Source organism: Streptomyces sp. NBC_00122 (genome assembly GCF_045160845.1).
In the GTDB taxonomy this organism is placed as follows: Bacteria; Actinomycetota; Actinomycetes; order Streptomycetales; family Streptomycetaceae; genus Streptomyces.
This window is the reverse complement of record NZ_CP108191.1, coordinates 3,138,161-3,150,293: the sequence shown is the minus strand read 5'-3', so window position 1 is coordinate 3,150,293 and position 12,133 is coordinate 3,138,161. Positions and strand designations below refer to the sequence as shown.

Genomic DNA, 12,133 nt, shown 5'->3' with positions numbered 1-12,133 from the left:
ATGCATGCGATCACGATCGAGCAGCCCGGCGGCCCCGAGGCCCTCGTCTGGACCGACGTACCCGATCCGGTGGCGGGCGAGGGCGAGGTCGTCGTCGAGGTCGCGGCGAGCGCCGTGAACCGCGCCGACATCCTCCAGCGCCAGGGGTTCTACGACCCTCCGCCCGGGGCCTCCCGGTACCCGGGGCTGGAGTGCTCCGGGCGGATCTCCGCGGTCGGTCCGGGTGTGTCCGGCTGGTCGGTGGGCGACGAGGTGTGCGCCCTGCTGGCCGGCGGCGGGTACGCGCAGAAGGTGGCCGTACCGGCCGGCCAGCTGCTGCCCGTCCCGGCGGGCGTGGACCTGGTCACGGCGGCCGCGCTGCCCGAGGTCGTCACGACCGTGTGGTCCAACGTGTTCATGGTGGCCGGGCTGCGTCCCGGCGAGACCCTGCTGGTGCACGGCGGATCCAGCGGCATCGGGACGATGGCGGTCCAGCTGGCGAAGGCGGTGGGCGCGACGGTCGCGGTGACGGCCGGAGGTCCGCAGAAGCTCGCGCGGTGCAAGGAGCTGGGCGCCGACATCCTGATCGACTACCGCGAGCAGGACTTCGTGGCCGAGCTGCGGGCGGCGACGGGCGGAGCCGGGGCGGACGTGATCCTGGACATCATGGGCGCGAAGTACCTGTCGCGGAACGTGGACGCCCTCGCCGTCAACGGCCGGCTGGCGGTCATCGGGCTCCAGGGCGGCGTGAAGGCCGAACTGAACCTCGCCGCGCTGCTGGCCAAGCGGGCCGCGATCACCGCCACCTCCCTGCGGGCCCGGCCGCTGGAGGAGAAGGCGGCCATCGTCGCGGCCGTACGGGAGCACGTGTGGCCCCTGGTGTCGGCGGGGCGGGTGCGGCCGGTGGTGCATGCGACGTTCCCGATGCCGGAGGCCGCCGAGGCGCACCGGGTCATGGAGTCGAGCAGCCATGTGGGCAAGCTGCTGCTCGTCGCGCCGACGGGGACGGCGACGGACTGAGCCCCTGGTTCGGGGCCCGGTTCGGGGCCAGTTCCGGAAAAGGACGGGGTGGGGAGGCGCCGCGCAGCGGCCCCGCCCCACCCCGTCCCCGCCGGACTACAGGCTGCGCAGCAGCACCGCCGGGGACTCCACGCAGTCGGCGACGTAGCGGAGGAACCCGCCCGCCGTCCCGCCGTCGCAGACCCGGTGGTCGAACGTCAGGGACAGCTGTACGACCTGGCGGACCGCCAGCTCCCCACCGTGGACCCACGGCTTCGGCATGATCCGCCCCACCCCGAGCATCGCGGCCTCCGGGTGGTTGATGATCGGCGTGGAACCGTCGACCCCGAACACCCCGTAGTTGTTCAGGGTGAACGTGCCGCCCGTCAGATCGGCCGGAGCCAGCTTCCCCGCCCGCGCCAGTTCCGTCAGCCGGGCGAACTCCGCCGACAGGGACTCCGGATTGCGCGTATGGGCGTCGCGCACCACCGGGACCATCAGACCCCGGTCCGTCTGCGCCGCGAAGCCCAGGTGCACGGATGGCAGCCGGACGATCTCCTTCGCCTCCAGGTCCACGGTGGAGTTGAGCTCCGGGTACCGGGCCAGCGCGGCCGTGCAGATCCGCGCCAGCAGCGCGAGCACCGAAATCTTGGGCCCGCCCACGGCGTTCATCGCGGCCCGGGCCGCCATCAGTTCGGTGGCGTCCGCGTCGACCCAGCAGGTGGCGTCCGGGATCTCCCGCCGGCTGCGCGACAGCTTCTCGGCGACCGCCCCGCGCACTCCCTTGAGCGGAATCCGTTCACCCGCGGTCGCGGCGACGGGTGCCGCGGCCGCGACCGCCGCCACCGGCTCGGGTGCGCGCAGCGCCGCCTCGACGTCCGCCCGCATGATCAGGCCCTCCGGACCCGACCCGCGAAGGGCACGCAGGTCGACCCCGTTGTCCTTGGCCAGCTTGCGCACCAGCGGCGAGATCACCGGCACCGGACCCGCCGGAGCGGCCGGAGCCGCCGCGACGGGAACGGGAGCCGGGGCAGGAGCCGGGGCCGCGACCGGAGCCGCGACGGGCGCCGACACCGCGGCGGTGACGGGTCGCACCCGTCGCCGTCGCGCCGGGCGCGAGTGGTCCGTGCCGTAGCCGATCAGGGGCCGGGGCACGCTGCCGGAGCCTTCGGCATCAGCCTCCGGGGCCTGCGCGGCCTCGGGGGCCTCCGGCATCGACTCCGCACCCACGGCCACGGTGATCAGCGGGGCCCCGACAGGAAGCTCCTGCCCCTCCTCCCCGAAACGGGCGGTGACCACGCCGCCGTACGGGCAGGGCACTTCCACCATCGCCTTGGCCGTTTCGACCTCGACGACCGGCTGGTCGATGGCGACGACATCGCCCACCGCCACCAGCCAGCGCACGATCTCGGCCTCGGTCAGGCCCTCACCGAGATCGGGCAGCTTGAACTCCATGACCTGCGGCATCAGTTCTCCCACTGCAGGCGCGCGACGGTGTCCAGGATCCGTTCCACTCCCGGCAGGTGGTGCTTCTCCAGCATCGGCGGCGGGTACGGGATGTCGAAGCCCGTCACCCGCAGCACCGGAGCCTCCAGGTGGTGGAAGCACCGCTCCGTGACCCGGGCGGCGATCTCCGCACCCGGTCCGCCGAAGCCGTTCGCCTCGTGGACGACCACGGCGCGCCCGGTCCGGCGCACGGACTCCACGACCGTGTCCTCGTCGAAGGGGACCAGCGAGCGCAGGTCCACGACCTCCAGGTCCCAGCCCTCCTCGCGCGCCGCCTCGGCCGCCTCCAGGCACACCGGCAGCGAGGGCCCGTACGTGATCAGGGTCGCGCTCCGGCCCGTACGCCGGACCAGCGCCTTCCCGATCCCGGGCACGGCCGTCGGCGCCTCGGGCGACCAGTCGGCCTTCGACCAGTAGAGCCGCTTCGGCTCCAGGAAGATCACCGGGTCGTCGCTGGCGATCGACGCGCGCAGCAGGCCGTACGCGTCGTCGACCGTCGCCGGGGTCACCACGTGCAGGCCGGGCGTCGCCACGTAGTACGCCTCGGAGGAGTCGCAGTGGTGCTCCACGCCGCCGATCCCGCCGCCGTAGGGCACGCGGATGGTGATCGGCAGCGGCATCGCGCCCCGCGTACGGTTGCGCATCTTCGCCACGTGCGAGATCAGCTGCTCGAACGCCGGGTACGCGAACGCGTCGAACTGCATCTCCACGACCGGCCGCAGCCCGTACATGGCCATGCCGACGGCCGCGCCCAGGATCCCCGCCTCCGCGAGGGGGGTGTCCGTACAGCGGTCCTCGCCGAACTCCTTCGCCAGGCCGTCCGTGATCCGGAAGACCCCGCCGAGCGTCCCGACGTCCTCGCCCATGACGTGGACCGTCGGGTCCTCGGCCATCGCGTCTCTCATCGCCCGGGTCAGTGCCTGGGCCATCGTCGCGGGCTTGGCCCCCGACTTCGCCGCCTTCGCCGCCACCGTGGTCATGCGTCTCCCTCCGCGTCGAGCTCGGCGCACAGCATGGCCGCCTGCTCGCGCAGCCTGCCGGTCTGCTCCGCGTAGACGTGCGCGAAGAGGTCCATCGGGTCCAGCACCGGGTCCGCGTTCATCCCCTCGCGGAGCTCCGCGGCCATCGTCTCGGCCGCGTCACGCGCCTCCTGGATGCCCGCTTCGTCGAGGATCCCGCGCGCGGTCAGCTCGCGCTCCAGCAGGTCGACCGGGTCGTGCGCCTTCCAGGCCTCGACCTCGGCATCGCCGCGGTAGCGGGTGGCGTCGTCGGCGTTCGTGTGGGCCTCCATCCGGTAGGTGACGGCCTCGATCAGGGTCGGGCCGCCGCCTGCCCGGGCCCGCCGGACGGCCTCGGTCAGCACCTCGTGCATCGCCGCGATGTCGTTGCCGTCGACCAGCCGGCCGGGCATCCCGTACCCCACGGCCTTGTGGGCCAGCGTCGGGGCGGCGGTCTGCTTGGCCAGCGGGACGGAGATCGCGAAGCCGTTGTTCTGCACGAGGAAGACCACCGGCGCCTGCCAGACGGCGGCGAAGTTCAGCGCCTCGTGGAAGTCACCCTCGCTGGTGCCGCCGTCGCCGACCATGGCCAGGGCGACGACGTCGTCGCCGCGCAGGCGGGCCGCGTGCGCCAGGCCCACCGCGTGCGGCAGCTGGGTGGCGAGCGGGGTGGAGAGCGGGGCTATGCGGTGCTCGCGCGGGTCGTAGCCGGTGTGCCAGTCGCCTCGCAGCAGCGTCAGCGCCTGTACGGGGTCCAGCCCGCGCGCGACGGCCGCCAGGGTGTCGCGGTAGCTCGGGAAGAGCCAGTCCTGGTCCTCCAGGACGAGTGCCGCCGCGATCTCGCAGGCCTCCTGGCCCACGGTGGACGGGTAGACGGCGAGCCGCCCCTGCTTGGTCAGCGCGGTGGCCTGCGCGTTGTACCGGCGGCCTCGCACGAGCTCCGCGTAGCAGCGGCGCATCAGCGCGGGGTCCAGCCGGTCGGCCGCCGGTGTGCCCAGCACCCGGTAGGGCTCCGGGTCCGGCAGCAGCGGAGCGGCGTCCGTACGGGGCCTCCAGGCGGGCGGCGGGGTGGGACGGTGGGACGCACCGGCACCGGGCAGCTCTTGGACCGTCATGGCGGCGTACACCTCCTCGTGGGAAGTCGACTGGGCGCTCCGGGGACACCCCCGGCGGTGGCCGGGGGAATGTGAGGCGCCTCACCTACCGATTGTTCGGTCGTTCGCGCAATTTGGCTACAGGCGGCTCCAGGCTGTGGACAAACTGGCGCCGGGGCCCTGGGATGGATGCAGGACGTCCAGAAGAGGGAGGCATCGGGCAATGCCGGATGAACAAATGGCCGGAGCGGGTTCCGCACCGGTCCCGCCGGGGGGTACCTCTGGAGTCCCATCCGTGCCACCCCGTCCCCTGGACCCGATCGACAGATCCATCATGCGACTGCTCCAGGCGGACGGCCGCGCGTCGATACGCTCGGTGGCGGAACAGGTGCACGTCTCGCGCGCGAACGCCTACGCCCGCATCAACCGGCTCATCGACGACAGGGTGATCCGCGGGTTCACGGCCCGCGTCGACCACGAACGCGCCGGTCAGGGCGCCTCCGCGTACATCACGCTGAAGATCGTCCAGAATTCCTGGCGCACGGTCCGCGAACAGCTGCGCGAGCTCCCGGGCGCCGCGCACATCGCATTGGTCAGCGGCGACTTCGACGTACTGCTGCTGGTCCACACCCCGGACAACCGCACCCTGCGCGAACTGGTCCTGACCCGGCTCCAGGCCATCCCGGAGGTCCTCTCCACGCGCACCCTGCTGGTCTTCGAGGAAACGGATCTGCTGGACACGGGCCCGGGTCCGGCGGGGCCCACGGCGCTCACCGAGGAGTAGCCGGACGCGACGGCGCCCCGGGACGGCCCGCAGGCCGTTCCCGGGGCGCCGTGGTCCACCCACCGGGGTCGGCGAGTGGTCAGCGAGCGGTCCGCAGGCCGTCCAGGGCCATGGTGACCACCGCGTCCGCGAGTTGGTCGGGGCCCGTGCCCGGGTGCGGGCGGTACCACTCGACCAGGGAGTTCACCATGCCGAAGAGCAGGCGGGTGGCGAGGCGGATGTCCACGTCCGCGCGGAGGTCGCCCTCGGCGGCGGCGGCCTTGAGGAGGTCGGCGACCTGGTGGTCGAACTCGCGGCGGCGTTCCAGCGCCCAGCGCTCGGTCCGCGTGTTGCCGCGGACCCGCAGCAGCAGGGTCACGTACGGCAGTTCGCCGACGAGCACCTCCACCGTGCGGCGCGTCACGTACTCCACGCGGTCCACCGCCCGGCCGCGTATCGCGCCCGGCTCCTCCAGGACGGCGAAGAGCCCGTCGAGGGCGCGGCTCACGGCGCGCCGGAGCAGCTCCTCCTTGCCCGTGACGTGGTGGTAGATCGAGGACTTCGAGATGCCCGCGGCCTTGGAGAGGTGCTCCATCGAGGTGCCGTCGTAGCCGCGTTCGTTGAAGACCTGGACGGCGACGGACAGCAGGGTCTCGGGGGTGTACGTGTCCCGCTTCGCCGTGGTCACTCGGTCTCCCCCGCCTCGTCCGTCCCGTCCTCTTCACCGGCGGCGTAGCCCAGCTTGAACAGCGCCAGCGAGGGCGCGTACCGTCCGCCGGGACAGCGCTCGTCGAGGTGGTGCAGCAGGTCGTAGGCCCAGTCCCGGCCGAGCCGGTCGTGCCATTCGGCCGGTCCGAGCGGGTAGTTGACGCCGAGCTTCATCGCCGTGTCGATGTCCTCGGCGGTGGCGGCGCCGCGTGCGACCGCGTCGGCCGTGAGGTCGATCAGCATCGCCACGGTCCTGGCGACGATCATGCCGGGCACGTCGCCGATGACGGAGACCTTCTTGCCGAGCTTCTGGAACAGGCCGACGGCCTCGGCGAGGGTCCGCTCGCTCGTGTCCTCGCTGGCGGAGAGCGCGATGCGGGTGGCGCCCCGGTAGTCGAGGGCGAGGTCGAAGTAGACGACGTCCGCGAACTCCACGGAGGTCTTGCCGTCCGCGAGGACCAGCTGGCCCTCGCCGGGCAGCTGGATGTACGGGCCCCCCTGCCCGGTGGCGTCGACCGCGATCCCGGCCTCCTCCAGGAGGTCGGCCAGCTCCGCCGCGGGCCCGAGGTCGCCGACGATCGTGACCTTGTCCGGGGCGTCCTCGGGCGCGGCGGTGTGCGGCGGCGGCACGGCGGCGTCCGGGCCGTACGGGAACCAGCCGTGCCCCGACTTGCGGCCGAGGCGGCCCGACTGGACCAGCCGGCGCTGCGCGAGGGAGGGGGTGAACTTGGGGCTGCGGAAGAAGGACTCCCACACGGACCGGGTCACGGCCTCGTTGACGTCCTGGCCGATCAGGTCGGTCAGCTGGAACGGGCCCATCTTGAAGCCGCCGCTCTCGCGGAGCACGGCGTCGATGGTGGCCGGGTCGGCGCCCTGCTCCTCGTACACCGAGAAGGCCTCGGCGTAGAAGGGGCGGGCGATCCGGTTGACGATGAAGCCGGGGGTGTCGGCGCAGCGCACCGGGGTCTTCCCCCAGCCGAGGACCGTGGCGTACGCGCGCTCGGCGGCGGCCGGGTCGGTCGCGAAACCGCTGACCACCTCGACGAGCGGGAGCAGCGGGGCCGGGTTGAAGAAGTGCAGGCCGAGGAAGCGGCCGGGGTGCGCGAGACCGGCGGCGAGCTCGGTGACGGAGAGGGAGGAGGTGTTGGTGGCCAGCAGCGCGTCCGGCGAAACCACGTCTTCGAGTGCGGCGAAGAGCGTCTGCTTGACGGAGACGTTCTCGACCACCGCCTCGATGACGAGCGCGGCCCCGGCGAGGTCGGCGAGGACTTCCGCCGAACCGATCCGGCCGATCGCGTCCTCGGCCTCGGCGCGATCCAGGCGGCCCTTGGCGGCCATCCGCTCGACGCGGTCCTGCACCATGCCGACGCCGTCGGCGGCGAGGGCGGCGTCGATGTCGTAGATCAGCACGCGGTGACCTGCGAGAAGGGCGACCTGGGCGATTCCCTGGCCCATGGTGCCCGCGCCGACGACCGCCACAGTGCGGGACCGCTCGATTGCTGTCATGTCCTGATCCTCCCGCACCGACTTATCCACAGGTCCGCCGGGCCCTCTTGTCCCGACCGATCGTTCGGTTACTCTAACTCCAGTCTGCTCTCCTTCGCCCGGCTCAACGAGGAGTTGGTCCCTGATGGCCGCCGAGCTCACCGTCCCCCAGCTGTCCGCCAAGCACCGGCCCACCCTGGACCAGGCCCTGTCGGCGATCCGCAGCCGCGCCTACTGGTCCCCGCATCCCGAGCACCCCAAGGCCTACGGGGAGACCGCCCCGGCCGACGGCCTCGCCGCCTTCGAAGCCCTCCACGGCACCCGGCTGGACCTGGGGCAGCCCGGCACGGACGGCTGGACCGGCGCCGAGGTGTCCCCGTACGGCCCGGCTCTCGGCGTCGAGTACCCGCACGCCGACCCGGACGTACTGCTGCCCGCGATGAAGGCCGGCATGGCCGCCTGGCGCGACGCGGGTCCCGAGGCGCGCGCCCTGGTCTGCATCGAGATCCTGTCGCGCATCTCCGCCCGCACGCACGAGTTCGCCCACGCGGTCATGCACACCAGCGGGCAGGCCTTCATGATGGCGTTCCAGGCGGGCGGCCCGCACGCGCAGGACCGCGGCCTGGAGGCCGTGGCCTACGCGTACGAGGAGCAGACGCGTGTCCCCGGGCAGGCCGACTGGTCGAAGCCGCAGGGCAAGCGCGACCCGCTGGAGCTCGGCAAGACCTTCACGGCGGTCCCGCGCGGCATCTCCCTGATGATCGGCTGCAACACCTTCCCCACCTGGAACGGCTACCCGGGCCTGTTCGCCTCCCTGGCCACCGGCAACGCGGTGCTGGTGAAGCCGCACCCGCGCGCCGTCCTCCCGCTGGCGCTCACGGTCCAGGTGGCCCGAGAGGTCCTCGCCGAGGCCGGTTTCGACCCGAACCTGGTCGCGCTGGCGGTCGAGCGCCCGGGCGAGGGCATCGCCAAGACCCTCGCGCTCCGCCCCGAGATCAAGCTGATCGACTACACCGGGTCCACGGAGTTCGGCGACTGGCTGGAGACCAACGCCCGCCAGGCGCAGGTCTACACGGAGAAGGCGGGCGTCAACACCGTCGTCCTCGACTCCACGGACGACTACAAGGGGATGCTCTCCAACCTGGCGTTCTCCCTGTCCCTGTACAGCGGCCAGATGTGCACCACCCCGCAGAACCTGCTGATCCCGCGCGACGGCATCGCCACGGACGCCGGGCACAAGACGTACGACGAGGTCGTCGCCGATCTCGCCGCCTCGGTCGGCGGTCTGCTGGGCGACGACGCCCGGGCCAACGCGCTGCTGGGCGCGCTGGTCAACCCGGACGTCAAGGCCCGGCTGGAAGCGGCGGCCGGCCTGGGCGAGGTCGCGCTGGCCTCCCGCGAGGTCGCGAACCCTGAGTTCCCGGACGCGGTGGTCCGCACGCCGGTCATGGTGAAGCTGGACGCCTCCAAGCCCGACCCGGACGCGGCGTACCTCTCGGAGTGCTTCGGCCCGGTGTCCTTCGCGGTGGCGGTGGACTCGACCGCCGACGCCCTCGACCTCCTGCGCCGTACGGTCCGCGAGAAGGGCGCCATGACCGTGGGCGCTTACACGACGTCCGCGGACACCGAGCGGGCGATCGAGGAGGTCTGCCTGGAGGAGTCCGCGCAGCTCTCCCTGAACCTCACCGGCGGGGTGTACGTCAACCAGACCGCGGCGTTCTCGGACTTCCACGGCTCGGGCGGCAACCCGGCGGCCAACGCGGCCCTGTGCGACGGCGCCTTCGTGTCGAACCGCTTCCGCGTGGTGGAGGTCCGCCGCCAGGGCTAAGCCGTGTCCTTGGGCCCGCCCCAGTGGAACAGGGTCATGGCCACGCTGGTGGCCAGGTTGTAGCTGGAGACCTGCGGCCGCATCGGAAGTGCGACCAGGTGGTCGGCTCGTTCACGCAGCTCGGGTGAGATGCCGTGCCTCTCCGAGCCGAAGGCGAGCAGCGCGTCGTCCGGGAGGGTGAGGGTGCGGATGTCCTCGCCCTCCGGGTCGAGCGCGTAGAGCGGCCCGGGCGGCAGTTCGTCCAGCTCCAGCCGGTCGACGGTGGTGGCGTAGTGCAGCCCGGCCCCGGCCCGGACCACGTTCGGGTGCCAGGGGTCGAGGTCGCCGCGGGTCACCACACCGGTGGCTCCGAAGCCCGCGGCGAGCCGCACGACGGCTCCGACGTTGCCGAGGTTGCGGGGGTTGTCGAGTACGACGACGGGCGCGTGGCGCGGCATCCGGTCGAGCCCGGCCCGCCCCGCGTCCCTGTCGGGCCGCACGGCGAGGGCGGCGACCCCGGTGGGGTGCACGCGGGGCAGCAGCCCCTTGAGCGACGCCGGCCGCACCAGCCGGGCCACGTCCCCCTCGACGTCCGGGGCCAGCTCGCCGGCGAGCGCCCGTACCGCCCCGGGGTCGTCGGCGACGGCCATGCGCACATCGGCCCCGAACCGCAGGGCGTGCTTCAGCGCGTGGAACCCGTCGAGCAGGACGAGATCCCCCCGCTCGACGGCCTCCCGCCACTGCCGCACGATCTCTTCGGGGCTCTGGTCCTCACTCATACCCCGACCCTACGGTCCGGGCGGAGCCCCGGAAGACGGCGCCGCAGGTCAGGTCAGGGCGGCCCCGGCGGCCACCGGGGCCGGTTCGGCGTCCGACGGGGCCGGCCGGCCCGGAATCCGGCGGGGCCGCAGCGCTGCGGCCCGGGCACCCAGCCAGACTAGGAACACCGTCGGCAGGAACACCGCGTCGGCGGTGATCATCGCCAGAGAGAAGAACGGCAGGCCCAGCAGGACCGCGATCCCGGCGTGCTCGAGCATCATCACGCCCAGCAGCACGTTCTTGATCCGCCGGTTGAACACGGTGAACGGGAACGCCACCTGCACCGCCACCGTCCCGTACGACAGCAGCATGACCAGCGTCCCGCTGCCCGCCAGCAGCGCCGACAGGCCCGGCCACGGGGTGAAGTAGTCGAGCCCCAGCGGGTAGTACAGCGCCGTCCCGTCCTGCCACCGCGAGCCCTGGATCTTGTACCAGCCCGCCGTCGCGTAGATCAGGCAGACCTCCGCCATGATCACCAGCATCCCCGCGTTGTGCAGCAGGTTGGCCAGCACGTCGAGCGTCGCGCGCCCCTCGCCCTCCCGGTCGTACCGGTCCACCACCCACCACAGCGCGCAGACCACCCAGACCGCCGCGAAGGCCGCCAGCCAGCCGTAACCGAACTCCCCGGTCACGGCCCCGTACGCGAACGCCGCGCCCAGCACCGTCCACAGCACCGGCCCGGCGGCCCCGGCGGAAGCCGACCCCCGCAGCCGGGCCCGTCGCGCGTCCAGTGACCACACCTGCGCGCACCGGGTCAGCACCAGGTAGACCGCCATGAGGTGGATGACGTTGTCGCCGCCGTCACCCATGAACACGCTGCGGTTCTGCAGCGAGAGCACCCCGACCATGAACACCACGGACATGGCGCGCGTCCGCCAGCCCAGCAGCAGCCCCACGCTCGCCAGCACGGCCACCGCGTGGACGATCTCGAACCACACCGCCGAATCGGACCACATCAGCACCGTGAAGGCCCCGTTGGAGGCGGTCAGCCGCTGTGCCAGCTCCCAGCTCCACGGCCCGTCCGGCCCGTACATCTCCCCGCGGTTCGGGAACTCGCGCAGCAGGAAGAAGAGCCAGGTCCCGGCGAAACCGATGCGGATCACGGCGCTCTGGTACGGGCCCAGGGCCCGCCCGGTGACCTTCGCCAGCGCCCGCCCCGCGGAGGCCCGGAGCCTCACACCGTCCACCACGGCAGCTCCCGGTAGTAGGTCTGGGTGTCGGTCGCCTCGCCGCTCCACTCGGGCGCGTCCACCGCCCGCGTCGCGGAGCGCAGCTGGATCCGCAGGACGTGCCCGCCGGGGTACGCCGGGGTGAGCCGGTTCACCGCGATCCGCCGCAGGTACGCCTCGGACAGCGTGCCGCGCTCGCCGATCGGCTTGTTGTCCTCGTCGTGGGATCCGGTGAAGAAGTCCCAGGCCCGGCGGAGCTCGTTCTGTTCCGTGTGGCTCGGCAGCAGGCTGTGCCGGATGGCCGCGCCGTCCTCGGCGCTCAGGTCCCGCCAGCCGGTGGTGGTGAGCTCGCCGCCGGCGGTGCGTACCTGGGCGCGCACCTGCACCGCGATGTTCTGCTGGAGCGGGTTGGGGGCGAAGAGCTTCCAGTTCTGTTCGAACTCGGGGTAGATCCAGCCGTCGACCGTCTTCGCCTGCTGCCGGCTCACCGTGTTCGCCGGGGCGACGTGGAGGAACACCAGCGCGAGATGCCCGCAGGCGGCGACCGCGAGGACCCCGAGGGCGAGCGCGGCGACGATCCGGTACGGGGTGGACAGACCCGCCATTCCGGGCGCCCGCGGGGGTGGAGGAGCGGCCCCTCCGGCGGGCTCGTGCTCGTTCGAATCCATCCCGCCCCGATCGTCCGGCTTCCACAGGGTTGACCTCAGAGGTTGACACCCTACGGGCCGCCGTCTCACCATTGAAGAGGATGAACCGAACGATCGGTCGGTCGGGTGGGAAGACGGCCAGCCGACAAACACTGACAA

11 protein-coding genes are annotated in these 12,133 nt (G+C 72.7%); 3 read left to right on the top strand and 8 right to left on the bottom strand.

The window, feature by feature from the left end:
* Positions 1–999: an NAD(P)H-quinone oxidoreductase gene (locus OG737_RS14865; protein ID WP_405921605.1), complete on the top strand. Its 999-nt coding sequence runs from the start codon at positions 1–3 to the stop codon at positions 997–999.
* A 96-nt stretch (positions 1,000–1,095) separates the two neighbouring features.
* Here OG737_RS14865 and OG737_RS14860 read toward each other — a convergent pair whose 3' ends face one another.
* From OG737_RS14860 to pdhA, 3 genes are read right to left on the bottom strand one after another with little or no spacing between them, the layout of a single operon-like run.
* Positions 1,096–2,445: a dihydrolipoamide acetyltransferase family protein gene (locus tag OG737_RS14860; RefSeq protein WP_328926642.1), complete on the bottom strand. Its 1,350-nt coding sequence runs from the start codon at positions 2,443–2,445 to the stop codon at positions 1,096–1,098.
* Positions 2,445–3,464 carry an alpha-ketoacid dehydrogenase subunit beta gene (locus OG737_RS14855; RefSeq protein ID WP_328926641.1) on the bottom strand — a complete coding sequence of 340 codons (1,020 nt, stop codon included), beginning with the start codon at positions 3,462–3,464 and terminating at the stop codon, positions 2,445–2,447. Before OG737_RS14855 ends, OG737_RS14860 begins: the two co-directional genes overlap by 1 nt.
* A complete protein-coding gene (gene pdhA / locus OG737_RS14850; RefSeq protein ID WP_328926640.1) occupies positions 3,461–4,597 on the bottom strand; it encodes a pyruvate dehydrogenase (acetyl-transferring) E1 component subunit alpha in 1,137 nt (378 codons plus the stop codon). Before pdhA ends, OG737_RS14855 begins: the two co-directional genes overlap by 4 nt.
* A 202-nt stretch (positions 4,598–4,799) precedes the next feature.
* On the opposite strand from pdhA, the gene OG737_RS14845 reads away from it, so the two are divergent.
* Entirely contained in the window at positions 4,800–5,360 is a 561-nt protein-coding gene (locus OG737_RS14845; RefSeq protein WP_405679398.1) for an Lrp/AsnC family transcriptional regulator, read from the top strand.
* Positions 5,361–5,439: 79 nt separating this feature from the next.
* Here OG737_RS14845 and OG737_RS14840 read toward each other — a convergent pair whose 3' ends face one another.
* Positions 5,440–6,027, bottom strand: coding sequence for a TetR/AcrR family transcriptional regulator (locus OG737_RS14840; protein ID WP_328926639.1), 588 nt, complete (start codon positions 6,025–6,027; stop codon positions 5,440–5,442).
* Complete coding sequence (locus OG737_RS14835) at positions 6,024–7,553, bottom strand: 3-hydroxyacyl-CoA dehydrogenase (RefSeq protein WP_405921604.1); 1,530 nt, start codon at positions 7,551–7,553, stop codon at positions 6,024–6,026. The genes OG737_RS14840 and OG737_RS14835 overlap by 4 nt, the downstream gene beginning before the upstream one ends.
* Before the next feature lie 124 nt (positions 7,554–7,677).
* Here OG737_RS14835 and paaN point away from each other — a divergent pair, with 124 nt between their 5' ends.
* On the top strand, positions 7,678–9,360 hold the full coding sequence (paaN, locus tag OG737_RS14830) for a phenylacetic acid degradation protein PaaN (protein ID WP_328926637.1): 1,683 nt from the start codon (positions 7,678–7,680) through the stop codon (positions 9,358–9,360).
* On the opposite strand, the gene OG737_RS14825 is transcribed toward paaN, so the two are convergent.
* From OG737_RS14825 to OG737_RS14815, 3 genes are read right to left on the bottom strand one after another with little or no spacing between them, the layout of a single operon-like run.
* Positions 9,357–10,118 (bottom strand): TrmH family RNA methyltransferase, encoded by a 762-nt coding sequence (locus tag OG737_RS14825; protein WP_328926636.1) that lies wholly within the window; start codon positions 10,116–10,118, stop codon positions 9,357–9,359. The two genes, paaN and OG737_RS14825, sit on opposite strands and share 4 nt — an antisense overlap.
* Before the next feature lie 48 nt (positions 10,119–10,166).
* Positions 10,167–11,336: an HTTM domain-containing protein gene (locus OG737_RS14820; protein WP_405681389.1), complete on the bottom strand. Its 1,170-nt coding sequence runs from the start codon at positions 11,334–11,336 to the stop codon at positions 10,167–10,169.
* Positions 11,333–11,995, bottom strand: coding sequence for a DUF5819 family protein (locus tag OG737_RS14815; protein WP_328926635.1), 663 nt, complete (start codon positions 11,993–11,995; stop codon positions 11,333–11,335). Before OG737_RS14815 ends, OG737_RS14820 begins: the two co-directional genes overlap by 4 nt.
* Between the last annotated feature and the right edge of the window lie 138 nt (positions 11,996–12,133).